At 39.7% G+C, this 24676-nt stretch carries 24 protein-coding genes, 3 tRNA genes and 1 pseudogene; 14 read left to right on the plus strand and 14 right to left on the minus strand.

Annotated features, from left to right (window positions below; all coding sequences use genetic code 11):
* Window positions 1–45: 45 nt before the first annotated feature.
* A complete protein-coding gene (locus ACN19N_RS01045; RefSeq protein ID WP_270913308.1) occupies window positions 46–1227 on the minus strand; it encodes a tyrosine-type recombinase/integrase in 1182 nt (393 codons plus the stop codon).
* A 167-nt stretch (window positions 1228–1394) separates the two neighbouring features.
* A tRNA-Ser gene (locus ACN19N_RS01050) sits at window positions 1395–1484 on the minus strand.
* A gap of 122 nt (window positions 1485–1606) precedes the next feature.
* Here ACN19N_RS01050 and ACN19N_RS01055 point away from each other — a divergent pair.
* The 3 genes from ACN19N_RS01055 (at window position 1607) to ACN19N_RS01065 (ending at window position 5037) form a co-directional block, all read left to right on the plus strand.
* On the plus strand, window positions 1607–3484 hold the full coding sequence (locus ACN19N_RS01055; protein WP_420001807.1) for a potassium transporter Kup: 1878 nt from the start codon (window positions 1607–1609) through the stop codon (window positions 3482–3484).
* A 163-nt stretch (window positions 3485–3647) separates the two neighbouring features.
* On the plus strand, window positions 3648–4721 hold the full coding sequence (locus ACN19N_RS01060) for a DNA/RNA non-specific endonuclease (protein ID WP_420001808.1): 1074 nt from the start codon (window positions 3648–3650) through the stop codon (window positions 4719–4721).
* A gap of 73 nt (window positions 4722–4794) precedes the next feature.
* The gene (locus ACN19N_RS01065; protein WP_420001809.1) at window positions 4795–5037 is read left to right on the plus strand and encodes a hypothetical protein; all 243 of its coding nucleotides are present in this window, start codon (window positions 4795–4797) and stop codon (window positions 5035–5037) included.
* A 43-nt stretch (window positions 5038–5080) separates the two neighbouring features.
* Here the strand turns inward: ACN19N_RS01065 and aqpZ are convergent.
* Together aqpZ and ACN19N_RS01075 are read right to left on the minus strand one after the other, a co-directional pair.
* Window positions 5081–5712: pseudogene (gene aqpZ / locus ACN19N_RS01070) on the minus strand (aquaporin Z).
* A gap of 215 nt (window positions 5713–5927) precedes the next feature.
* Window positions 5928–6935 (minus strand): AraC family transcriptional regulator ligand-binding domain-containing protein, encoded by a 1008-nt coding sequence (locus ACN19N_RS01075; protein ID WP_420001810.1) that lies wholly within the window; start codon window positions 6933–6935, stop codon window positions 5928–5930.
* A gap of 115 nt (window positions 6936–7050) precedes the next feature.
* Here ACN19N_RS01075 and ACN19N_RS01080 point away from each other — a divergent pair, with 115 nt between their 5' ends.
* A complete protein-coding gene (locus tag ACN19N_RS01080; RefSeq protein ID WP_420001811.1) occupies window positions 7051–7695 on the plus strand; it encodes a hypothetical protein in 645 nt (214 codons plus the stop codon).
* A gap of 324 nt (window positions 7696–8019) precedes the next feature.
* Here ACN19N_RS01080 and hisF read toward each other — a convergent pair whose 3' ends face one another.
* The gene (gene hisF, locus ACN19N_RS01085) at window positions 8020–8778 is read right to left on the minus strand and encodes an imidazole glycerol phosphate synthase subunit HisF (RefSeq protein ID WP_004659983.1); all 759 of its coding nucleotides are present in this window, start codon (window positions 8776–8778) and stop codon (window positions 8020–8022) included.
* 101 nt (window positions 8779–8879) lie between these two features.
* Between hisF and ACN19N_RS01090 the strand changes: the two genes are divergently transcribed.
* The 4 genes from ACN19N_RS01090 to ACN19N_RS01105 are packed head-to-tail and all read left to right on the plus strand — an operon-like array spanning window position 8880 to window position 11206.
* Window positions 8880–9836, plus strand: coding sequence for a homoserine kinase (locus ACN19N_RS01090; RefSeq protein WP_420001812.1), 957 nt, complete (start codon window positions 8880–8882; stop codon window positions 9834–9836).
* 4 nt (window positions 9837–9840) lie between these two features.
* Complete coding sequence (locus ACN19N_RS01095; protein ID WP_420001813.1) at window positions 9841–10458, plus strand: DUF1294 domain-containing protein; 618 nt, start codon at window positions 9841–9843, stop codon at window positions 10456–10458.
* Window positions 10459–10489: 31 nt separating this feature from the next.
* Window positions 10490–10882: a DUF4870 family protein gene (locus ACN19N_RS01100; RefSeq protein WP_046739924.1), complete on the plus strand. Its 393-nt coding sequence runs from the start codon at window positions 10490–10492 to the stop codon at window positions 10880–10882.
* A 12-nt stretch (window positions 10883–10894) separates the two neighbouring features.
* Entirely contained in the window at window positions 10895–11206 is a 312-nt protein-coding gene (locus ACN19N_RS01105; protein ID WP_420001814.1) for an antibiotic biosynthesis monooxygenase family protein, read from the plus strand.
* Window positions 11207–11227: 21 nt separating this feature from the next.
* Here ACN19N_RS01105 and ACN19N_RS01110 read toward each other — a convergent pair whose 3' ends face one another.
* Window positions 11228–12157, minus strand: a complete 930-nt coding sequence (locus tag ACN19N_RS01110; RefSeq protein ID WP_420001815.1) for a DMT family transporter — start codon at window positions 12155–12157, stop codon at window positions 11228–11230.
* Window positions 12158–12220: 63 nt separating this feature from the next.
* On the opposite strand from ACN19N_RS01110, the gene ACN19N_RS01115 reads away from it, so the two are divergent.
* Window positions 12221–12772, plus strand: a complete 552-nt coding sequence (locus tag ACN19N_RS01115; protein WP_293738495.1) for a helix-turn-helix domain-containing protein — start codon at window positions 12221–12223, stop codon at window positions 12770–12772.
* A gap of 42 nt (window positions 12773–12814) precedes the next feature.
* On the opposite strand, the gene hisA is transcribed toward ACN19N_RS01115, so the two are convergent.
* The 5 genes from hisA to hisB all read right to left on the minus strand — a co-directional run bounded on the left by hisA (window position 12815) and on the right by hisB (window position 16282).
* Window positions 12815–13546 (minus strand): 1-(5-phosphoribosyl)-5-[(5-phosphoribosylamino)methylideneamino]imidazole-4-carboxamide isomerase, encoded by a 732-nt coding sequence (hisA, locus tag ACN19N_RS01120; protein WP_004659990.1) that lies wholly within the window; start codon window positions 13544–13546, stop codon window positions 12815–12817.
* Between the two features lie 66 nt (window positions 13547–13612).
* Window positions 13613–14275, minus strand: coding sequence for a 3'-5' exonuclease (locus ACN19N_RS01125; RefSeq protein ID WP_420001816.1), 663 nt, complete (start codon window positions 14273–14275; stop codon window positions 13613–13615).
* Between the two features lie 140 nt (window positions 14276–14415).
* Window positions 14416–14919 (minus strand): DUF805 domain-containing protein, encoded by a 504-nt coding sequence (locus ACN19N_RS01130; protein WP_420001817.1) that lies wholly within the window; start codon window positions 14917–14919, stop codon window positions 14416–14418.
* 152 nt (window positions 14920–15071) lie between these two features.
* Window positions 15072–15689, minus strand: a complete 618-nt coding sequence (hisH, locus tag ACN19N_RS01135) for an imidazole glycerol phosphate synthase subunit HisH (protein ID WP_269229412.1) — start codon at window positions 15687–15689, stop codon at window positions 15072–15074.
* A complete protein-coding gene (hisB, locus tag ACN19N_RS01140) occupies window positions 15689–16282 on the minus strand; it encodes an imidazoleglycerol-phosphate dehydratase HisB (RefSeq protein ID WP_000194096.1) in 594 nt (197 codons plus the stop codon). The genes hisH and hisB overlap by 1 nt, the downstream gene beginning before the upstream one ends.
* A 103-nt stretch (window positions 16283–16385) precedes the next feature.
* Here hisB and ACN19N_RS01145 point away from each other — a divergent pair, with 103 nt between their 5' ends.
* The 4 genes from ACN19N_RS01145 (at window position 16386) to ACN19N_RS01160 (ending at window position 17996) form a co-directional block, all read left to right on the plus strand.
* Window positions 16386–16763, plus strand: a complete 378-nt coding sequence (locus ACN19N_RS01145) for a GNAT family N-acetyltransferase (RefSeq protein ID WP_018678860.1) — start codon at window positions 16386–16388, stop codon at window positions 16761–16763.
* A gap of 109 nt (window positions 16764–16872) precedes the next feature.
* Window positions 16873–16948: transfer RNA gene (locus ACN19N_RS01150), tRNA-Phe, on the plus strand.
* Between the two features lie 138 nt (window positions 16949–17086).
* Window positions 17087–17162, plus strand: a tRNA-Phe gene (locus ACN19N_RS01155).
* 96 nt (window positions 17163–17258) lie between these two features.
* Window positions 17259–17996, plus strand: a complete 738-nt coding sequence (locus tag ACN19N_RS01160) for a class I SAM-dependent methyltransferase (RefSeq protein ID WP_420001818.1) — start codon at window positions 17259–17261, stop codon at window positions 17994–17996.
* A gap of 50 nt (window positions 17997–18046) precedes the next feature.
* Here ACN19N_RS01160 and ACN19N_RS01165 read toward each other — a convergent pair whose 3' ends face one another.
* From ACN19N_RS01165 to ompR, 3 genes are all read right to left on the minus strand, one after another.
* Window positions 18047–19561 carry an acetyl-CoA hydrolase/transferase family protein gene (locus ACN19N_RS01165; RefSeq protein ID WP_293739731.1) on the minus strand — a complete coding sequence of 505 codons (1515 nt, stop codon included), beginning with the start codon at window positions 19559–19561 and terminating at the stop codon, window positions 18047–18049.
* A 147-nt stretch (window positions 19562–19708) separates the two neighbouring features.
* A complete protein-coding gene (locus ACN19N_RS01170) occupies window positions 19709–21163 on the minus strand; it encodes an ATP-binding protein (RefSeq protein ID WP_269229415.1) in 1455 nt (484 codons plus the stop codon).
* A 17-nt stretch (window positions 21164–21180) separates the two neighbouring features.
* Entirely contained in the window at window positions 21181–21945 is a 765-nt protein-coding gene (gene ompR, locus ACN19N_RS01175; RefSeq protein WP_004657337.1) for a two-component system response regulator OmpR, read from the minus strand.
* Window positions 21946–22263: 318 nt separating this feature from the next.
* Between ompR and ACN19N_RS01180 the strand changes: the two genes are divergently transcribed.
* Complete coding sequence (locus tag ACN19N_RS01180) at window positions 22264–24621, plus strand: Tex family protein (RefSeq protein WP_269229416.1); 2358 nt, start codon at window positions 22264–22266, stop codon at window positions 24619–24621.
* Window positions 24622–24676: the final 55 nt, after the last annotated feature.

A 24676-nucleotide genomic window follows, 5' to 3' on the forward strand; every position in this document is an offset into this window, starting at 1 on the left:
TAGTTTTACATTCTATGTTATTAAAAATATTGAGAATAGTGAGTGTTATTTGCCCCTTAACCCATCAATAAAATCTGACCATTCTTGCATCATTTGAGTTCGATATTCAAGATGCTGTGCATGATTATATGCTTGAGATACAGCATTACCAACTCTATGAGCTAATTGTATTTCAATGGCATCATGCATATAGCCTTGCTCATGTAGGGTAGTTGATGCAAGTCCACGGAATCCATGACCAGTCATTTTACCGTTATAACCCATTGTTCGAATTGCACATAAAAGAGCATTGCTGCTAATTGGCTTAGCGGTACTGTAATTATAGAAAACGTACTGTTTTATACCTGTAATCGGTTGAATCCTTTCTAGTATCTCTAAAGCTTGCTTTGATAAAGGCACTATATGAGGCATAGCCATTTTCATTTTATGTGCAGGAATTCTCCATAAATGATTCTCATAATCAATCTCATTCCACTCCATCATTCTCAGTTCTGCCGTTCTTACAAAGGTAAGAGTCATCAACTGCAAGGCTGACCTAATGATCAGGTTGCCGTGGTAGCGATCCATACGTTCAACAAAGGCAGGAAATTCAGAAATGTCCAGACGAGCCATATTTTTTACTTTACGAGGCTTGAGAGCCTCGCCTAAGTGAGGGGTAGGATCGTTCTCAATAATTCCTTTACGAATCGCAAATCGGAAAATACGCCCAGCTAAAGGGATTGAGCGTTTCGCCATTTCCAGCGCACCACGCTCTTCAATTTTTTTGGCACAAGCGAGTACATCTTTACCTTTGATTTGATCAATTGGCATATCACCTAGAGCAGGGAAAAGGTCTTTCTCAAATACGGATAAATCACGTAAGTAAGTTGCTTCTTTTATAACTGCTTTACGATCTTGCATCCATTCCATAGCAAGTGCTCTGAAAAGTGTGCTTTCATCTACCTGCAATTTTTTTTGTTTCTTCGCTTCGTTTGGATTAATTCCATCTTTTAAGTTTAAGCGTGCTTCATCACGGATTCTTCTTGCTTGGGCAAGTGTGGTGTCGGGATATGTGCCAATGCTGAAAATATTTTCTTTCCCATTGAAGCGAAATTTCATACGCCAATGCATGCCACCTGAAGGGGTAACTTCTAAATACATGCCTTTTCCATCAGGATATTTTACTTTTTTTTCAGAGGGTTTGATCTTTCTGAGTTGAGCATCTGTAAGTCGTGTGGCATTTTTCATAGAAATTTGGGGGTAAAAAAATGAGGGTAATTTATTATACCCCCAGTTATACCCCCAACTATATCAGGATTCAATAGGGTCAATTGGAAAACATAAGGCAATAAAAAAGCCTAAACCCTTTAGATTTAAGCTTTTAGGACTCTATGAGATATCATAGAAAGTAAACTTGGCGGTGAGAGAGGGATTCGAACCCTCGATACGCGCAAACGTATACACACTTTCCAGGCGTGCTCCTTAAGCCACTCGGACACCTCACCAAGGTGTGCGATAGTAACTAAAAAAAAGCAGACTGCCAAGTTGTAGTCGAACAGATTTGCAGAAAAACTTCTTGGCTAATGATAATATTAAGGAATATAACGTTCTATATTGAAGACAATATATGCAAAGTACTGCAAAAAAAGCAGCCTTACCTGCCACTGCATTGGCAGCATTAGGGGTGGTGTTTGGAGACATTGGAACTAGTCCTTTGTACGCTTTGAAAGAATCCTTCCATGCTGCACATGGCTTAGGAATTCAACCTGAAAATGTATTAGGAATCTTGTCGATTATTTTTTGGTGTTTAATGCTGATTATTAGTATTAAATACATCGCGATTGTTATGCGTGCGGATAACAATGGTGAAGGTGGAATCATGGCTCTACTTGCTTTGAATCTACGCAAAGCAAAAATATCCGACAGTAAAAAGATTTATTTAATTGCGATTGGTTTTGTTGGGGCATCGCTATTTTTTGGTGACGGTATTATTACGCCTGCAATCTCAGTACTTTCCGCTGTTGAAGGCCTATCAATTGCCACCAATGTACTTGATCCGTTTATTGTGCCAATTGCAATTGTGATTGTAACGACATTATTTTTAATGCAAAAACACGGAACAGCGTTTGTTGGTAAATTCTTTGGGCCAATTACGTTACTCTGGTTCTTGTCATTGGGGATATTGGGCATCATTAGCGTTGTACAAACACCAATCGTACTCGGTATGGTTAGTCCTCATTGGGCAATTCAGTTTATTTTCACTCATCCTGTACAAGCATTTTTTATTATGGGTGCTGTTGTTTTAACGGTCACAGGTGGTGAAGCCTTATATGCAGATATGGGGCATTTTGGACCGCGTCCAATTCGTTTCGGTTGGTTTAGCGTTGTTTTGCCTTGCCTTGTATTAAATTATGCTGGACAAGGTGCGCTGTTACTTCGTAACCCTTCGGCTATTGAAAATCCATTCTATTTACTAGTCCCAGGTTGGGCTTTGTACCCAATGATTATCTTGGCAACGATGGCAGCTGTGATTGCATCACAGGCTGTTATTTCTGGGGTTTTTTCATTAGCACGTCAAGCAATCCAATTGGGTTATTTACCACGTTTAGGCATTAAACATACTTCTGATTCTGAAGAAGGACAAATTTATGTGCCATTTCTGAATTGGTTATTGCTGATCGCGATTGTCATCTTAATTTTAATTTTTAAAACCAGCTCAAATCTTGCGAGTGCTTATGGTTTGGCTGTGACTTTAACCATGTTATGTGACACGATTTTGGTTGCTGTTTTTGTATACTATGCATGGAAATGGAGTTTACCAAAAGTTATGTTTTTGATTATTCCATTTTTTATTTTAGAGTCGGTTTTAGTAGCGGCAGCATCATTAAAAATGTTCTCAGGTGGTTGGGTACCGTTATTGATCGGTGCAGTCGCGGTTATGATCTTGATGACGTGGAAGCGTGGGCGCGAACTGACGTTTGCCAAGCTTGAGCATGACACCTTATCACTCGATTTATTTGTTAAAAGTATTGGAGATAATGTTCATCGAGTACCGGGTGATGCTGTATTCTTAACGGGTACACCGAATGTTGTTCCACATGCGATGCTACATAATATCAAGCACAATAAAGTACTACATGAGCGCAATATTTTAGTAACGGTCGTGATTGAGGATGTTCCATTTGTTCCTCAAGAAGAACGAATCAGTGTCGAAACTTTAAATGCGCATTTTTATCGCATTAAAATCTTCTATGGTTTTAAAGATGAGCCAAATGTGCCAAAAGCATTGACTCAAGCCTATGAAGAATTAGAGTTTGAATACGATCTTATGCAGATAAGCTTCTTTATCTCACGTGACCGTATTGTGCATACAGTGGGTGATGGGATGTCGCCGTGGCGTGAAAAACTATTTATTTCGATGCAGCGGAATACCAGCCCTGTCAGCGATTTCTACCAAATCCCAACCAACCGTGTTGTGGAGTTGGGGAGTCAGATTGAAATTTAAATAACAGAAAGCGATTCAAAATGGCACTTTAGAGTGCCATTTTTATTATCTGGTGATCAAGTGAACAGTTTTGCGACATAAAGTGTCGTTCTTCGCTTTATCTGAATATACACGTGAGTCTAGAATTGCTAAGCTTCGCGCTCATATTGATTTTGATATAGCTATGGCGAAGAAAACAACTAGAAAGAGTGAAGCACCATTTGCTTTTTTGAGCCAAAATGTTGGAAAGATTGTGCTCGCTTTGATCGCGACGGGAAGTTTTGCGATTGCTTTTGGCAATGAAAAAATTAGTAAATTAATGCCTACAGCATCTAGTCATGATGCTTGTTTACAACAGTTTTATCGAGATGTTCCTCCTTTACTTACAAAAGAAAGTTTGAAGAAAGACAGCTATGCACTGTGCTTCACTGATTTTAATGTGATGTATTCGGGTATTTCAAAAACACCACTTTGGTCAGCAGAATATCTGACGCCTGAGCGTTTAAGTGTCAAAATTAAACGTGAAGACAGTTTCCATGAGGAAACACGGGTACAGCTTGCGCATCGTGCATTGTTAGCGGACTACCGTGGTTCTGGGTACGATCGTGGACATATGGCGCCGAATGGCGATATGAATAACACTGCGGCACAACATGATAGCTTTTCTTTAGCCAATATGGTGCCGCAATCACCGAAGAATAATCAGGAAGTTTGGCGTAAACTCGAAGAAGCAGTACGCTCTATTGTGACTAAACAGCATAAAGATGCCTATGTCGTGACTGGACCAATTTTTGAAGCGAAGCGCTTAAAAACCATTGGTAGTGGTGTGATTGTACCGACTGCTGTATATAAGGCAGTGTATTTACCTAAACAGGGGATTATTGGTGCGTACTATGCACCAAATAATGATTCATTACAGGTTAAAGTGGTGAGCATCTGTTATTTAGAAGAAAAGTTAGGAATTAATTTATTTCCACAACTCACAGAACAACAAAAGCGTAATGTTTATCAATTGCCTACATCGGCACAACAAGTTAAAGCCAATAAAGAAATTAGCTATGTGAGTTGGGATAGACAAAGTCAATGTGCTGAAGAAGCAACCACGGCAAGTATTCAAGCGCAACAGCAGCAATTTTCTTCAGGGCAATCACAACCGATTGAAAGTAAATTACCGCAAGTAGATGAAGAAGCCAAACATGCTTTAATCAAGCAATTAATTGAAGCATTGGTTCAGTTTTTTTTACAATTATTGCGATAATATCGCAGCTATCCTAAAGTGATTATGCTTAACTCAAATAGGCTAAAACAGAAAAGAACAATGAGAGGAAAAGATGTTTAAACCTTTTGAACAGGGCGATCAGTCTTCGGCAATTTATGATCTGACTTTGGAAAATCAAGTGGACTGTGTTAGTTTATATGGCAACTTACAAATTACCAAAGATCAAGCAGGTTTGAAAACAGCCAAAGCATTACAAAGTTTTATCAATGATGTGGTGGCAGCATTAGAAAAACAAAGCCTACCTGAACAGATTGAGCGTAAGCCAGAACAAGAAATTGAAAATCCATTTTTATAAAAAACAGCCTCTTGAAAAGGCTGTTTTTTATGGGAATGTGAGCTTAGCTTTTCTCGTTGCCGACCACTTTATAAATAAGCGCCCCAATGATTGCCCCAATAATAGGTGCAACCCAGAATAACCATAATTGGCTCAGTGCCGCAGTTTCAGCAAAAAGGCAACACCTGTACTACGTGCTGGGTTTACTGAGGTATTGGTTACAGGGATACTAATTAAGTGAATCAATGTTAATGCTAAACCGATAGCAATCGGTGCGAAACCAGCAGGCGCACAACGATCTGTTGATCCTAAAATCACAATCAGGAAAAATGCAGTCAGTACCACTTCAATTAAAAAAGCGGAGATTAAAGAAAAATGGTTAGGTGATAAATCCCCATAGCCATTACTTGCAAAGCCTGTTTGACCTTGCACAATAATGTAAAGTACCAAGGCTGCGATTGTTCCACCAATCAATTGAGAAATAATATAAGGCGCTAAATCTTTTGCTTCTAAACGTCCACCTACCCATAAGCCTACACTGACAGCAGGGTTAAAGTGACCCCCTGAAATATGACCAAATGCATAAGCACCCGTTAAAACAGTTAGACCAAAAGCAAGTGCCACAGCTAAGAAGCCGATCCCAAGTTCTGGAAATGCAGCGGCAAGCACAGCACTACCACAACCACCAAAAACCAGCTAAAAAGTCCCGAGAAATTCTGCTAAATATTTGTTTATTGTTACTACCCGATTCGTTATAAGAATAAAAAAAGTATGCATCCAAGAATTTATTATGGATATGTGTAAGTCTTTTGAAAAATTGTGAATTAATTCAAACAGATACATAGGCTCTTATATAAATGTTGTGGAAAAAAATGATCTGTTTTGAAACCTTTAGTGTGTCTTTAGTTTTATTAAGAATTGTAAGTAATGTTGTTGTTTCGCCATTGTTGTGGTGTTTGGTTGGTCCAAATTTTAAATGCACGTTGAAAAGCACTTTGTTCCGAATAGCAAAGTAGCAAGGCAATTTCTTGTAGGCTCAGATGCGGATCTTTTAAGTATTCGGTTGCCAACATAAAGCGAATTTGTTGTACCCGTTCCTGAAAGGTGGTGTTTTGCTGTTGTAAGTGGCGTTGTAATTGTCTTACCGATAATCCTAATTTTTCGGCAATAAAATCGATTTGATATTGGTTTTTCTGTAATCCTGTCAAAATGGCATGTTGCAGACGTTGATCGAGTTGAGTGGAATTGGGAAGCTTATCTAATAAAGCTTGAGCTTGTTGTAGCAACAATTGCTGTAAAGTGTGATCGCCTGTTCGAAGTGGCTTAAAGGCTTCGGTAACAGGTAGAAGTAGCTGAGTTTTAGGCTGATCAAAACGGACTTTACAACGGAAATACTGCTCATAAACCGTAATGTTTTTCGGTGCGGTATTCACAAAATGCACTTCGTGTAGATTGATATCTTCACCTGACATAAATAACTTAAGGAATTGCACCATCAGCGCAATTGCAATTTCATCTGTTAATTGGGTTGGATAGGGCTCTGGAGCTTCCCAGCGGATTGATGCGTAGGGTGGGTTAAATTCAACGACGAGAGGGCTGCCATCATAAATTAAGCGATGAAAATCATGATAACGCGCCAATGCTTCGCCCAAGTTTTCACATGATAGTACGAGGTAAGCAATAATTCCTAAATGTTTAGGTTGTACATGCTCTGCAATTTCTAAGCCTAAGCCTGTCTTGGGATTTAAACGATTAAGGTCTTCAAGTAGGTCTCGCCAAATCACATAATCAAAGCGTTCCAGATTTTGAACTTGTTGTAATTGTTCAGGAACAGCAATATGTTGTGCTTCACAATAGGCTTTTAATAAATGCCCTAATCCGCCATAAACAGAGCCTGTATAGTTCTTGAGTTGGGACATCCTGTCTACTCCTTATTCTGTCGTGTTTTGTCAATATAAATATATCGTATCGTCAATACTTCGCCTACAAAAATTTATATCTTTAATAAAAATAAGGAAACATTTGGAGAAAACTATGATTAAGGGTTTTATTGCAGGTTTGGCCGTTGCAAATGCATTTGAATGGTTTGCTCATAAGTATATTTTGCACGGTGTACATCGTCCGGGTCAGCCACGTTACAGTCCTGTACCAAAAAGTATGGAATCGCATTGGGCACATCATCGTGAGGTTCGTAAGCAAGAGTTTTCTGATGATTGTTATGTTGAAGGTTTGGACAGTTGGCGTACACGTAATGAATTAATGTCACTTGCTGTTGTGGCAGGTGTTGCCAGTGTGGCGTTTTATCCTTTTTCAAAAGGCATGGCGTTGGCAGCAGTTTATAGTGCAGGCAATTATTATTATGTACATCGCCGTGCGCATCTTGAACCTGATTGGGCAAAGCGTACCATTCCTTGGCATTACGATCATCATATGAATTCGAATCAAGATGCGAATTGGTGTGTAACGCGACCATGGTTTGATTATGTCATGGGCACACGCGTGGTTTCATCTGCTGATTTAAAAGAAGCCAATCCACTCGGTCTACCGTTACCTGCGCCACTTTCAAAAGCATTGACCCAAGCGATCGAGTCGTTTTTTCCCGCGAAATGGGTCGAGCAAAAACCAAAGTTAGTGACGTCACCTGTAGCCGATGTGGAGCAACAAGAATCAGTTGCTTAGTGGAAAATGCGAAGTGTGACAATAAAGCACCAAGATTTTGACGAATCACGACAATATTTCAGTTGTTCATGTCGTGAATTGTCAATAAAATCTGTTTTTAATGTCAATATTTTTGTCCAGTTTATGGCTATTTTAATTCAAGCATTTGAAATGCATAGAATTTGCCAAAATGAAAAAATTCACGTTTACCCTCTAGCGTTGTATAAACGCAGTTTCCATGCCTTGCTCCGCAAGGTATTTTTTTGTCTGATGAAATGTTGAGTGAATAAAAAAACCTCTCAAACGATGATTTTGAGAGGTTGGTTTTTTGAGTAATACTCGCGTTTAAAGACGCATTTCAATCCCTTGCTCAGCCAAATATTGCTTAGCCTCGGGAATGGTATGTTGACCAAAATGGAAAATTGAAGCAGCCAGTACTGCATCTGCACCGCCTTTCAAAATTCCGTCAGCCAAATGTTGTAAATTACCTACGCCACCTGATGCGATGGTCGGAATATTGACACGATCATTGATTTGACGCATCAAGGCAATGTCATAACCAGCTTTGGTTCCATCCGCATCCATACTAGTAATCAGCAATTCGCCCGCACCGAAGTCAGCCATTTTCACAGCCCATTCAATCGCATCAATTCCTGTCGGCTTACGACCACCGTGAGTGAAAATTTCCCACTTGTTTTCGCCAGTTTTTTTTGCATCAATTGCGACCACAATACATTGTGCGCCAAAACGTTGCGAAGCTTCTTGAACAAACTCAGGCGTAAATACTGCTGCTGAGTTGATACTGACTTTGTCTGCACCTGCATTTAGTAATAAACGAATATCTTCAACTTTACGGACACCACCACCTACAGTTAAAGGTACAAACACGCTTTCTGCCATACGTTCTACCGTACGGTAAGTCGTATCACGTCCATGATGGGTAGCAGTAATATCTAAAAAGGTAATTTCATCGGCGCCTTGTTCGTTATAGCGACGTGCGACTTCGACAGGGTCACCTGCGTCACGAATATCAAGGAATTGAACGCCTTTGACGACTCGACCATTATCAACATCTAAGCAAGGGATAATACGTTTTGCGAGCATAAAATTTTCCAAAAAATCGCCAATAAAGAAAGGGGTGCTACACCTTCATGGAGGGAACAGGTATTCTATCAAACTTCACAGCTATTTTTTGCAGGTTTTCCATGTCGGTTTATACCCCGTTGAGTTTAGAAGAAGTTCAAGCATTCGCTGAGCCTTATGGTTTAGCGGTAATTGGCCTGATTCCAATCCAAGGCGGTATTCAAAACACCAATTATTTTTTGGTGGATCAATCACAGAAACACTATGTTTTAACGGTTTTTGAAGAATTAGATGCTGAGGGGGCAGGTGAACTGGTACCTGTACTGGATTGTTTGGGTAAGGCAGGCGTACCTGTGGCAGTGCCCTTAAAATACAATGGGCAGGCAATTCATAGCATTGCAGATAAACCTGCTCAGATTGCACCTCGTTTGATGGGTGAACATCCTGAAGCAGCCAGTATTAAACAAGTACAGGCGATTGCCCAAGCGCAGGCAAAATTGCATTTGGCTTTGCAGGGCTTTCCTTTGGAACGTGATTTTAATCGCAATCATCAATATTGGTCTGAAGTAGCAAACCAATTACGTCCTCAATTGATTCAAGCAGATCAAGAACTTTTAAATCAGGTCTTTCACTTATTTACAGTGATTACGCAAGCATATCCAAACCGACCAACAGGCTTTATTCATTCTGATTTATTTCGGGATAATACCTTATTTGAGGGTGACCAATTACAAGGCATTCTTGATTTTTATGAACTCAATCAAGATGAGTGGCTGTTTGATATTGCGATTAGTATCAATGACTTCTGTACAGCTTATCCGCAAGCCCATTTGGATATAGAAAAAGCTGAGGCATTCTTAGGTGCTTATCAAAGCATTCGTCCACTGACACAAGATGAATTGGCTTGTCTGGATATTTTCCTAGCGATGGCTGCTTGTCGTTTTTGGAGTATGCGTTTACAGGTCGCACAGAAAAATGCAGCAGAAGGGCGCACAGGTGAAGATATTTCACAAAAAGACCCTATGGAAATGCGCATGATGTTACAAAACCGTTTACAACAAGTTTTAGGTTTAGGGTAGGAATATGCGAGATCAAGGGCGTTTAGTTGAATGGTTCGATGATAAAGGCTATGGCTTTATTCAACCGAATGATGCACATAAAGATCGTGTCTTTATCCATATCAAAGACTTTGCTCGCACAGGGCCGCGCCCAATTGTGGGGTGTGCCTTGGAATATGTGGTCATTTTGGATGAGCGCGGTCGTTATCGCGCTCAGCAAGCAACTTATTTAAAAGCATCACAAGTAATAGAACATCGCAGTAAACCTGCTCAGCCGACATCTGCCAATCGTTGGTCAGCGATGCAGATTGGTATTGTGATTTATATTGTATTTATGCTGATTGCGAGCCTTAGCAAGTTATTGCCGCCGTATACTTTGCTGTTTATTAGCTTGATGAATGTCGTTAGTTATTGGTTGTATGCGCAAGACAAAGAAGCGGCACAATTGGGGAATCGACGTATTCCAGAGCAGACTTTGCATATCGTGGATTCTTTGGGTGGTTGGTGTGGAGGGTGGTTTGCTCAGCAAAAACTGAGACATAAAACACAAAAACAACCGTTTCGTAAGATTTATTTCTGTACCATAGTCTTTCATATATTGTTGATATGTTGGTTAATTTCTCCACTCAATGTGTTCTATTGATTGGGAGGGGAGTTTTTGGAGATAAATAAAAATGAATTATTCCGTTGATCAAGATCCAAATCGTACTTTGACTTTGGTACTGTATGTACTTTATATCATTGCGATTTTTAGTGGTGGTTTATTGGCGATTATTGCTTTGATTATTAACTATGTAAAACGTAGTGATGTACAAGGTTCGATTTTTGAAAGCCATTTTACTTGGCAGATTCGGACTTTTTGGTGGTATTTGGCTTGGAATATCATTGCATTTATCCCATTTTTCTTTCTGTTTTTTACAGGCGATAATGCCAATGCTTTTGCAGGTGTCGCACTCTCAAGTACTATATTTTGTGGGTTAGTGATTTTTGCTGCATGGGTGTGGATTGTATATCGAGCAATTCGAGGTTTAATTGCATTAAATGATAATAAGCCAATGTATCAATAAATTGGATCAACCATGATTATTGAACATGTACATTTGAATATTAAACCAAATCAAAGTGAAGATTTCGAATTAGCCTTTCAAACTGCGAAAGAGATTATTTATCCAATGGAAGGTTTGAATGCTGTACAGCTCATTAAACATGTCGAAGACCAGCATCGCTATATTTTGATGATCTTTTGGGATCGTATCGAAAATCATACTGAAGGTTTTAGGAAATCTCCTGAATATCAGCAGTGGAAAGCATTATTGCACCCATTCTATGAACAGATACCAACGGTTGAATATTATCAGCCACAGATGTTGTTAAAAAAGAAAGCACCATAGATTATAGAAAGGGAGCGCTATTCAGCTCTCTTTTTTCTTTTCTAATATTTTGAATTTTAATTCACTGACTAAAACACCAAGCACCACTAAACACCCACCGAATAAAGCCAATAATGGTAATCGCTCACCTGCGATTCTTCCAAACACACCTGCCCAAACAGGCTCACCTGCATAAATAATTGCAGCACGGGTTGGATCGACCATTCGTTGTGCCCAATTCATTACAAATTGAATCAGTGCACTGGCTAAACCCAAACTAAGCACTAGAATGCTTAATTGCCATGAAAAACTAGGAATATTATGTTCGCCAACCAATGACATACTGACAAATGATAAGAATGATGCAACAGCCAATTGAATAACTGTGACTCGTCTTAAATTAACTTTTCCTGCGAAATAACCAATCAAAATAATTTCTAGCGCAATCACAAAGGCACAAATTAAGGTCAGTGTTTGTCCATAGCTTAAACTGATATTGGAGATGCCATTTCCAGTTAAAAGCACTAATCCAGTAAAAGCGAGTGCAGTTCCTAACCATGTCATCAGAGAAGGTCTTTTTTGGAAAATAACCCACATTAAAATTGGGACAAGAGGCACATACAGTGCGGTTAAAAAAGCAGATTCACTACTTAAAATCGTTTGTAATGCAATGGTTTGGGTGCCATAACCAATCGCAATCACGATACCAATTGCCGTTCCTGCAAGTATTTCTTTTAAAGTTAATCCACGCATTGATTTGATTGAAATGAGCAAGATGGCTAAAGCTGCAACAGCAAAACGACAGCCCACAAAAAACATGGGACTACTAAAATTCAAGACGTATTGCACCGCTAGAAAAGTTCCACCCCAAATCATGGTAATGAAAATAAGTGCAAATTGAGCTGCTTTGGGAGATTGAGATAAAGTTGTCACAACAACAAACCTAATATGGTGGTGCAATATATTGCACATATTGTATTATTTGAGCGTTTTGTGCAATATATTGCACTATAGTTAATTTAATTGCTGATGTAAATGAGCCAAGCTGAAACTGTTCTGCAATATGTAGGAAAAAATATTCGTTATTTCCGAGATCAATCACAACTCAGCCAACAAGAGTTAGCGGATCGTGCTGGTGTGAGTCGGCGTACTATTGCTGCCTTGGAAACAGGCCAAGTGAATATTAGTTTAGCTAAATTAGATGCGATTGCTGCTGTTCTGGCTGTCGATTTTAAACGTATTGTGAGCGCCCCTGAGCTAAGTGAATCGGCTATTGTGGATACGCTTGCTTGGCAAGGAAAAGATCAAGATAGTCATGCTAGGATTTTGGCTGCTGTACCAACACATACCCAAACTGAGTTATGGCGGTGGTCACTTGCAGTGGGAGAGGTGTATTGTGCTGAAGCTGATTCAAAGGATTGGCAAGAACTTATTTATGTTTTAGAGGGTGAATTAAGCCTTGAATTTGAAAATGAAACTCGTGTGATTTGTGCAGGTCAGTCGATTCTTTTTAAAAGTGATGTGCTTTATCGTTATGTTAATCGTGGCACATGCGTATTAAAATTTATTCGTAATGTTCTGTATTAAAGCGAAAGAAGCCACCTAAAAGATAGCTTCTTTTGCATTAGATTACAGGCGATTGTCATCCAACAAGAGCTGTGCTTCACGAAGATTTAATGTACCTTCATAAATTGCACGACCTGTAATAGCACCTAAAATACCTTGCTGACCTTTTAAGTTGCGAACATCATCGAGATTGGTCACACCACCTGAAGCGATCACAGGTAAGCCAGAGTATTGTGCTAAATGAACAGTTTGCTCAACGTTGACGCCTTGCATCATGCCATCACGTGCAATATCTGTATAGACAATGCTTGAAACACCAGCATCAGCAAAACGTTTTGCCAAATCAGTTGCCTTCACGTCAGTGACATTTGCCCAGCCATCTGTTGCAACCATACCATTGATGGCATCAATACCGACAATGATATGACCTGCAAAGCGTTTGCACGCCTCTTCAACAAACTCAGGCTCTTTTACTGCCTTTGTGCCAATAATCACAAAAGATACACCCGCTTCCAAATAGTGCTCAATCGTTTCTAGTGAACGAATACCACCACCAATTTGAATTGGAAGTTCTGGCTGTGCGCGTGCAATCGCTTCCACCACAGGTTTATGAATTGGCGTACCTGCAAAAGCACCATTTAAATCAACTAAATGTAAACGACGTGCGCCTTCATCAACCCAGTGTTGTGCAGTTGCGACAGGATCATCAGAGAAAACGGTATCGTCTTCCATGCGACCTTGTTTTAAACGAACACATTTACCATCTTTCAGGTCAATTGCAGGGATGATTAGCATGCTTTCGCTCCTAGCGTCATCATAAAGTTTAAATTGGCGATATATTAACAAAGTATTGATCAATCGCTAAGCCTTGTCTGCTGAACCTTGAAGTATTCTTACTATTTGTTGTTGAATTTGAGGAGGTAGTAACTGCTGATGATATAGGTATTGGTATATCAACAATGCAGCATAAGCATCAGCGGCAGCATAATTGATTTGTTGAGGACTTAGCTGTTTGACAGACCAGTTTGAAGTGCTGATTTTTTTGTTTTTGACAAAATAGCGTTGGAAAAGTAGAGCAATCGCAGTTTGTACACCGACTTGAGTGTTATAACCAAAACTCGAAAAACTCTTGGAAAGTTCAATCAGTGATTTGGGTTCAATCCCTTTACGGCGAAAACTACTCACATCATTTTTTAAACCAAAACCAACTTTGAGTTGATGTTCATTTTCTAAAATAGGCTTTAAGAAATTAAGAATGTCAGGCTTTACTTGGAACAGATAGGCTTTTTCATGTGTTGAAAGTTGAATTAAATGGGGGCCTGTAGATTTCTCACCGACTTTGAAGGTCGGTTTAGATTCGGTATCAAATCCGAACACAGCAAGGGCGTGAAGTTCAGTTTGAATTGCCATGCATTGTTCGAGTGTTTGAATCACTAAAATATTTTCAGCACTTAGATTTTGAAATGCAGGTAATGCACGGATTTGTTCTTTGCTTAAATGAGCTGTTGCTTGCTGCATTTCCATTTCTGAAACTCAAAACTTTGGGTTGAGCTTAAACGGTTTTGTGGCAATGAAAAAGCCAAGTGATACAACTTGGCTTTTAAATCTTATAGATTCAGTTTGATTAGACTTTATCTGATCTAGGTTGGTTCATTTTTTGAAAACTAATGAGGAGCAGACATTGATGCCATCCACATTAAAATGTTGGCAACCATACTTAGGGGGAATAAAACGGCACTAATTAAACCTAAAACTTTTTCCCAACCCTTGGTTTCTCGAACTGGTCCAAAATTATTAGGACCTTCTGTACCTTTGGCACATAATAAATAGAGAATAAAAAATAAATTGATGACAGGGACGATGATCAATAATGCCAACCACGCACTTCGATTGCAGTCATGCAGGCGACGAATCATGAAAACAATTGAAAGATAGTAAAAAGTAAGAGTAATTAGACAGAGTGTTAATATAAAGATCATGCTTACAGTGTTAGCTCCTTCGGATGTATTTTTATCCAACAAGCTTGCTGAAAAAATAAGAGGAATGATCGCAATAATTAAAAAGATAAGCGTCATCATAAATGACCATCCCAAATAGGACAGTCGACTAAAACGACCTAGTGGGCGCAAAGGGTTATCAGCGATTGTTTGTTGAATAGATGAATTCATTGTATATAACCTAAATGAAGTGTTTTTATATGGTTGTTTAAATTTAAATAATGTATATACAAGAATTATAAAGAAGAAATTAGAAAATGATAGTTGTTCTTATTTGAAACAGATCAAACGGTACACGACGTTTGATCTGTGATCAGAATGGGTTAGATCTTCCACTCAACAAAGTTTTTTAACAACTGTAAACCAGCCGTATGACTTTTCTCAGGATGGAATTGGGTCGCGAACAAATTGTCTTTGTGAATCGCGGTACAGAAATTCACGCCATAATCACAGGTTGCCGCAGTGATGGCAGAATCTTTTGGTTCAACATAATAACTATGCACAAAATAGAAACGCGCATCTTGTTCAATGTTGTTCCACATTGGATGGCTTGGATCTAATTGATGGACTTGATTCCAGCCCATGTGAGGTACTTTTAAGTTTGGAATTTCAGGAAAGTGTTTAACAACACCCTCAAAAATACCCAAAGCATCTACGCCACCATTTTCTTCAGAGCTTTGTAGTAGTGCTTGCATCCCTACGCAAATTGCTAAAACAGGCTTGTTAAATGCTGCTTGACGTACTACTTCATCAATGCCTGCTTCATGCATGCCTTGCATACAATCACGCATTGCACCCACACCAGGAAATACAATTTTATCCGCTTTGGCGATCAGCTTTGGGTCATTGGTCACATCAACTGTTGCACCGACATGTTCTAAAGCTTTTGCTGCAGAGTGCAAATTACCCATACCATAATCAAGTAAAGCAATACGCGTCATTACAGGCTACCTTTTGTTGAAGCAATGGTATTTTCTGCGCGTGGATCAATCTCACATGCCATACGTAATGCACGAGCTAATGCTTTAAAGACACTTTCAATCTGGTGATGACTATTTTTGCCTTTCAAGTTATCAATATGCAATGTCATTAATGCATGATTGACAAAACCTTGGAAAAACTCTGAAAATAAGTCGACATCGAATGTTCCAATGCGAGCGCGAGTAAATGGAATGTCCATAAACAAGCCTGGGCGACCTGATAGATCAACAACAACACGAGAAAGTGCTTCATCTAATGGTGCATAAAAATGCCCATAACGACGTAAGCCTTTTTTATCACCTAAAGCTTGTGCAAATGCTTGCCCCAAGGTGATTCCACAATCTTCAACTGTGTGGTGATCATCAATTTCTAGATCGCCATCGCAATGAATATCGATATCAAATAGACCATGGCGCTTGATTTGATCAATCATATGGTCTAAAAATGGAACTCCAGTGTTCAGTGTGCCTTGACCTGTACCATCGAGATTGAGACGAACTCGAATTTTGGTTTCGTTGGTATTTCTTACCACTTCACTGATACGTTGCGTCATGGACACGTTCCTCAAAAAACGTCAAAAATGATTGAATTAAAAACCAATATTTCGCTGTGACGAAAAAGTGACAGCATCATAGTTTGCTCAGGAGGGTTAATCAATGCCTATTACCGTACATGCTTACAGTTCTCTAGATAATCTAGGAATTCGTACTCAGCTCGAGCGACTCTACGATACCAGCCCAGAGTTTGGTGATGGGCAAGATGCAATGGAGCAACTTGCACAAAATCTACAACAATATACCACAGTTTATACTGCTGAATTTAACACCAAAATTATAGGTGCAATTTGGGCAACAGGACAAGGTGAAAGCCGAGTTTTGGAATATATTGTGGTACATCCGTCTAACCGTGGACGTGGAGTTGCAGAACGCCTAGTTGAAGAAGTTTGCCGTATGGAAGAGGAACAAGGGGTGAAGCAATTTGAGCCAGGCTGTGGTGCAATTCATCGTTGTTTATCGCATTTGGGCAAAATCTAGAATTAAAGTCTGATGTGTTTGCGATTTGCAGTAAAATTAGACGTTTGATAGAAAAATCCACAAATTTGCTTGACGCACGTGGGTAAACATTGTTTAATACGCCCACTTTGGCGCGATAGCTCAGTCGGTAGAGCAACGGATTGAAAATCCGTGTGTCCCCAGTTCGATCCTGGGTCCCGCCACCATAATTTGTATTTTCAATCCCCGATCCCATCGGGGATTTTTTTTACCCAAAATTGATTGCATGAAAAATGGGCAATCAAATCGAAAGTTCATGATAATTATTGACTATTGGGCTGAGATACGGCTTAATACACTCCATTGGCGCGATAGCTCAGTCGGTAGAGCAACGGATTGAAAATCCGTGTGTCCCCAGTTCGATCCTGGGTCCCGCCACCATATTTGAAAAACCCTAAACTTTAGTTTAGGGTTTTTTTTATATCTAAAATATTTTGCTATATTTATGCTTAGTCGAAAACTTTAAGAAAAAGCATTATGAAAGACTTATTTTCTGAGCAGAGTGAACTTTATCAACAAGCACGTCCAAGTTATCCCAAACTGATGATTGAAGCTCTATTGGCACAGATCAAAACACCTATACATGCATGGGATTGTGGCGCAGGCTCAGGACAACTGACGCAGTTGCTTGCACCATATTTTCAAGATGTGATTGCCACAGACCTCAGTCAAAATCAGCTCGATCAAGCTCCTAGATTTGCTAATGTGCAGTATTTACAGCAAGCCGCAGAGGATACGATTTTCCCTAATCAATATTTTGACTTTATTACAGTGGCTCAAGCCATTCATTGGTTCGATTTTGAAAAGTTTTATGCTGAAGTCAAACGAACATTAAAACCAGATGGTATTTTTGCGGTGATTGGTTATGGCTTGTTGCAACTTGAAGATATCGAGCTAAATCAGAAAATCATTCAGCTCTATACCGAGACTTTAAATGGTTTTTGGGATGCTGAGCGAAGCTATATTGATGAGCACTATCAAAGTATTCCATTCCCGTTTGATGAAATCATTATGCCTAGTTTTCAGATCGACCTGGCATGGACAGGGCAGCAATTGTGGGATTATCTAAATACATGGTCTGCGATCAAACATTATCAGAAACAGCTCAATCTGAATCCATTGGACAGTTTAAAGCAGATTATTTTGAGTCAGCACACGATTAATGTTTCATTTCCTATTTTGTTGAGAGTGGGGCGGTTGCCAGCATCGAAATAAACAAATAAAAAAGCATGTCGAAACATGCTTTTTTATTTGGTCAGGTGGAATTAAGCAGATTTAGCAATCGTCTTATTTTCTAACATATGACCAGTTTCTTCAAAGTTAGAATGCCATGACAACGCTTCACGAAGAATATGCGGCGTATGTCCACCACGTTCACATGCACGATCAAAGTAGTCATTGAGTGCAGCTTGATAGAGTGGGTGTACGCAGTTGTCAATAATCACACGTGCACGCTCACGAGGTGCTAAGCCACGTAAATCTGCTAAACCAACTTCAGTTACCAGAATGTCAACATCATGCTCATTGTGATCAACGTGGCTCACCATTGGCACAATTGATGAAATATCACCACCTTTTGCGATTGACTTAGTAACAAAGATAGCTAAGTGCGCATTACGTGCAAAATCACCTGAACCGCCGATACCATTCATCATTTTTGTACCGCAAACATGCGTAGAATTCACGTTGCCGTAAATATCGAATTCGAGTGCGGTATTAATTCCAATAATACCTAAACGACGTACGATTTCAGGATGGTTAGAAATTTCTTGTGGGCGTAATACTAATTTATCTTTGTAGTGTTCAAGATTGCCAAATACGCGCTCGCCACATTGTGCAGAGAGCGTAATTGAGCTACCAGACGCGAATTTCATTTTGCCAGCATCAATCAATTCAAAAGTACAGTCTTGTAATACTTCAGAATACATGACCAAATCTTCAAAGTTGGAATCTTTAAGACCAGTCAAAACTGCATTTGCAATTGAACCAATACCTGCCTGTAAAGGACCTAGGTTTTTCGCTAAACGACCTGCTGCAACTTCTTTTTCAAAGAAAGCGATGAGGTGATTTGCAATCCCTTGAGTTTCATTATCAGGTGCAGTGACTGTTGATGGAGAATCAGCAGTATCATTAAAAACGATGCCTACGATTTTTGCTGGGTCAATTTGAATCGCCGTTGAACCGATACGGTCATCCACTTGGGTTAATGGAAGTGGGGTACGTGTTGGGCGATAAGTCGGGATGTAAATATCGTGTAAGCCCTCAAAGTTTTCGCTGAGAGAGGTGTTGATTTCTACAATCACTTTTTCAGCAAAAATTGCAAAACTTGCTGAGTTGCCTACAGAGGTTGTTGGTACGATATGACCATCTTCTGTAATTGCAACGGCTTCAATCACAGCAATGTCAGGACGTTTGAGCTGCTGATTACGCATTTGCTCTACAGTCTCAGATAAATGCTGGTCAATGAACATCACTTCGCCGTTGTTGATTGCACGACGTAATGTGTTATCAACTTGGAATGGCATACGACGAGCAAGTACACCTGCTTCGGTCAATTGTTTGTCTAAGTCGTTACCGAGGCTTGCACCTGTAATTAACGTGATTTTTAACGGATTTTTTTTGGCTTGTTCAACCAGTGCTTGCGGAACAGCTTTTGCTTCTCCAGCACGAGTAAAACCACTCATACCAACCGTCATATCATTTTCAATAAAGCGAGCAGCTTGCTCTGCACTCATCACTTTGTCATGTAGGGTAGCAAGGCGAATACGACTTAAAGACATCATCCATTCTCAATATACTTTTTAGTTAGATATGGATTTTAGCGTCAAAACTTGAAAAGGGAATTGGACTACGGCTAAGGTCTAATATGTGAAATTCGTGATATTTTTTTAGAGATAAAACGAGTTATTTTTCCATCACCAATTGTTCTAAAAATGTCCAGTTATGGTCTGTTTAATTTTATCAATCGCATTCGTTTGAGATTCTTCAAGATTTTCATGGTTGAGTGGAAGTGAAATCACCACTTCTAAACCACCTTGCTCGCGGTTGCGAATGCTAATTTGTCCCTGATGAATGTCAACAATACGTTTTACAATGGCTAAGCCGAGGCCACTTCCTTGAATCGTACGTGCTGAATTACCACGAACAAAGGGTTGCATGAGTTCTTCAACTTGATCGGGTGGAATACCTTCACCATGATCAGCGACGGTAATCAGAATATGATCATCAACATGGCTTGCCGATAATTCAATTGGTTCTGCGCCATAACGTTTGGCATTGTTGACTAAATTCGCAATCAAACGTTTTAAGGATAGGCTTCGCGCAGGGATGATGGGGAGCTCTTGTGCTTCAAAACGAATATCTAAAGGCTTAAATTGTACAGCGACTTCTTGAAGCAATGTATTGATATTGGTTTGTGATAGTTCTTCATCAGATCCATCTCGCATATACGAAATAAATTGATTCAGAATCGCATCCATATCATCTACATCGTAAATTAGACCTTCGCGGAAAAACTCGTCTGGGAGCATTTCTGCAGTAAGGCGAATACGCGTCAGTGGCGTACGTAAATCATGTGAAATCCCTGCTAGCATGATTTGTCGATCGCGTTCAGTTTGCTCAAGCGTATATACCATATGGTTGAATGCTTGGTTTACTTGACGTATTTCGAGTGGGCCATGATTGGTGTCAAGATAAGGTGCTTTACCAGTTTTACTATAATTGTTGGCAGCATTCTGTAATCGACGTAATGGTCGATTCATTTGTCGGACAAGCGTTAAAATAATAATTGAAGAAATAATTGGAACGCCAAATAACCATGCTGCAATCAGTTCCACACTGTAGTTGGTATATGTTTTTAGTGGTTCACGCACCCAGTTACCTTGCATTTCAGGCGTTTGAATCCAAATACGTGGTATCGGTTTGAATTTGAAGTAAACGGTAACTTGCTGAACTCCTAACTCTTTGGCGAGTTTGGTTTCAATTTGATCAGTAAATAGTTCAGCAAGGAATTTATTTTCGATTACAGGAAATTCTTTGGGATCGGTAATGTATTCAATCCCAATTCGATTTTTGAGCCATGTATCGACATCAACTTCTGTATCACGATGTAAAATACGGATATCTGGATTATTGACTAATTCAAGTTCAATTGCGAGATAACGCGCATGTTGTTGTAATTCTGGTAAATATAAAGTTCGCCAAAAGAACCACAAGGACATAAACAAGCTAAAAACGACCGTGAACAATACCAAGATCGTGGTACGCATAGCCGCAGAACGTGGTTTAATTTTATCTAAAAAACGTTCCCATTTTGTTCGCGGTCTTTCTGAATAAGTCGCGAAATCTGTAAATGCTTGTGGATCAATTGGTTCAAGTTTCAATGAAGAATTTCCTAAGCTTACTCTGCACCATCTGGAACAAATACGTAACCTACACCCCAAACGGTTTGAATATAACGGGCACGCGCAGGATTATCTTCGATTAAACGACGTAGACGAGAGACTTGGACATCAATAGAGCGTTCCATCGCACCCCATTCACGACCACGTGCCAAATTCATCAATTTATCACGAGTTAAAGGTTCGCGAGGATGTTGAACCAAAGCTTTTAATACTGCAAATTCACCTGTCGTTAACGTGACCACCTGACCTTCACGCGTTAAAGTACGTGTAGAAAGGTCGAGCGACCATGGACCAAAACTTACGACTTCAACTTGTTGACTTGGTGCACCTGGTACTTCACGGACTTGGCGACGTAAAACGGCACGAATTCGTGCTAATAGTTCATTTGGGTTGAATGGTTTTGGTAAATAATCATCTGCACCCGCTTCAAGACCCGCAATACGGTCAGAATCACTACCACGTGCAGTGAGCATAATAATAGGTGTGTCGATATTAGATTGGCGTAAACGACGGCAAATACTTAAACCATCTTCAACAGGCAACATAAAATCTAAAACGATAAGCGAAAATAACTCACGTTGTAGTAAACGATCCATTTGCGTTGCATCATGGGCTGTTTTCACCACGAAGCCTTTATCTTCTAAAAAGCGTTGTAATAGGGTACGCAGACGCACATCATCATCGACCACTAAAATGCGTTCGACGCGATCTGTCTCATGATGTACGGTTTCCGTCGATTCGGCAGGTACAACTAAACTCATGATGTGCTCCTTTATCGTTTATTGTCATCGTCTTTATGCAATGCTAGGGAGTATACGATTCATTGCACAGTTTTGGCTATGTTATAAAGCAACAAATATTGCCAATAAAATCAAGAGATAGATACCAAATGTATACAGGTAAAATTATGACAATCGATCTATTTTTCAATATTTAGGCGAAAAATTCTTAGTATTTTATAAGTATTTATCAATTAGCATAATCTACTCTAAAAATATTCAAAAAAACAATAGTGGATTTTATAGTCACGGACTTTATAATCAGTGCTTTTAGAATTAACCCTTGTGGAATCAATCACGATGACTGACTTAGTTCAGCAGTTGGCAAATGAACTTGCCGTACGTCCAAACCAAGTAGAAGCTGCTATTCGTTTAATTGATGAAGGCGCTAGCGTTCCTTTTATTGCACGTTACCGTAAAGAAGTCACGCAGGGCTTAGACGATACGCAATTACGCCAACTCGACACACGTTTAACTTATCTACGTGATTTATACGAGCGTCGTGAAAAGGTGATTCAATCTTTACAAGAACAAGATAAATTAAGCGATGATTTATTAGCACGTGTAAATGCGGCTGAAACGAAAAATGCATTAGAAGAAATTTATGCACCGTACCGTCCAAAACGCACCAGCAAATCATTTAAAGCAAAAGAAGCTGGTTTAGGTCCAATAGCTGAAAAAATTATTGCCGATCAAGTTGATCCGACTGATGCATTGGCAGGTTTTAGTCATGAAGATTACCCAGATATCGAAAGCCAACTTGATGCAATTCAGCACATCTTGATTGATGATTGGGCACAAAATATTGGATTAATCACTGAATTAAAACAAATTTTTTCTAAAACAGCAGTTCTTAAGAGCGCGGTTGCTTCTGAAGAGAAAAAAGAAGTCGGTAAAAAATTCCGTGATTATTTTGAGTTTTCTGAAAACCTAAATAAATTACCTTCTCATCGTTTATTGGCGATGTTACGTGGTCGTCAAGAAAATGTATTGGGTTTAAAAGTGGACGGCGAAGATGATACGCTGTTAGCTCGTATTGAAACTGAATATAATCTTGATCAAATTCAACCACAAAGCCGTCAAGATTATTTAAAACAAACTGCAAAATTATTTTGGCTTGGTAAGATTCGTCCGCAAATCGAACATTCATTATTGACTGATAAGCGCTTGGCTGCTGAAGCTGAAGCAATGGATGTGTTTGCTGAAAATTTACGTCATTTACTCCTTTCTGCACCAGCAGGTGGTCGTACCACTTTAGGTGTTGATCCTGGTATCCGTACAGGCGTGAAGCTTGCGGTTGTGAGTGATGCAGGCGATGTTCTAGCACATAGCACAATTTACCCATTTGCACCGAAAGAAGATAAACAAGGCTCAATTACAGAGTTAGCTCGTTTATGCAGAGAGTTCCACGTGGAACTGATTGCGATTGGTAATGGTACAGCAAGCCGTGAAACTGAAGCCGTTGTTGCAGAAATGATGGTGGCCAATGCTGACTTGAAACTGACGCGTATTACAGTCAGTGAAGCAGGTGCATCAGTTTATTCAGCAAGTGAATTGGCTTCACAAGAGTTGCCAGAGTTAGATGTTTCAATTCGCGGTGCGGTTTCAATTGCACGCCGTTTACAAGATCCATTGGCCGAGCTTGTTAAAATTGATCCGAAATCAATTGGTGTGGGTCAATATCAGCATGATGTGAATCAAACTGGTTTGGCTAAAACACTGGATGCGGTAGTTGAAGACTGTGTAAATGCGGTGGGTGTGGATGTGAATACCGCATCTCCAGCGATCTTGGCATATATTGCAGGTTTAAATAAATCGATTGCACAGCAAATCGTTGAATATCGTAAAGAACATGGTCGTTTCGACAACCGTCAAGCCTTGAAAAAAGTGCCACGATTAGGTGAGCGTACTTTTGAGCAATCAGCAGGCTTCTTACGTGTTCAAAATGGTTCTGAACCATTGGACGCATCAGCAGTTCACCCAGAAAGTTATGGCGTGGTTGAAAAGATTGTTGCAGCAAAAGCGACAACGGTAAAAGATATTATTGGTAATACTGAAATCATTCGCCAAGTCAAAGCAGATGAGTTTGTTGATGACAAGTTTGGTTTGCCGACGATTCAAGATATTTTAGCTGAACTTGAAAAGCCTGCTCGTGATCCACGCCCAGAGTTTCGTACTGCCAAATTCCGTGAAGACATTAAAGAAGTTGCTCAACTCACTGAAGGCATGCAGCTCGAAGGTGTAGTGACCAATGTGACCAACTTCGGCGCATTTGTGGATGTAGGTGTGCATCAAGATGGTTTAGTGCATATTTCTGAACTTGCGAATGAATTTGTTTCTGATCCGCATAAAGTGGTGAAACCAGGTCAAATTGTGCAAGTGCGTGTGATGCAAGTGGATGTGGAACGTAATCGTGTGAACTTAAGTATGCGTGCAGAAGGTTCTGCACCTGCTAAAGCGCCACGTCAACAACAGCGTCCACAGCAAGAGCGAACTGAACGTTCAGAGCGTAAGCCTCAAGGTCAACGTCCACCACGCAAAGAAGGTGACTTTAAGCGCCCGCAAAATAACAAGCCAAAAACTGAAAAACCACAAGAGCAAAAAATTGGTGGTTTAGGTGCTTTGTTATTACAAGCAGGGCTTAAGGGTTCTAAATAATTTCAAATTCGTTTAAAAAAACCTCCCTTCTGGGAGGTTTTTTCTTTTTGCTCAA

This window comes from Acinetobacter sp. LF10 (assembly GCF_048585715.1).
Taxonomy (GTDB): Bacteria; Pseudomonadota; Gammaproteobacteria; order Pseudomonadales; family Moraxellaceae; genus Acinetobacter.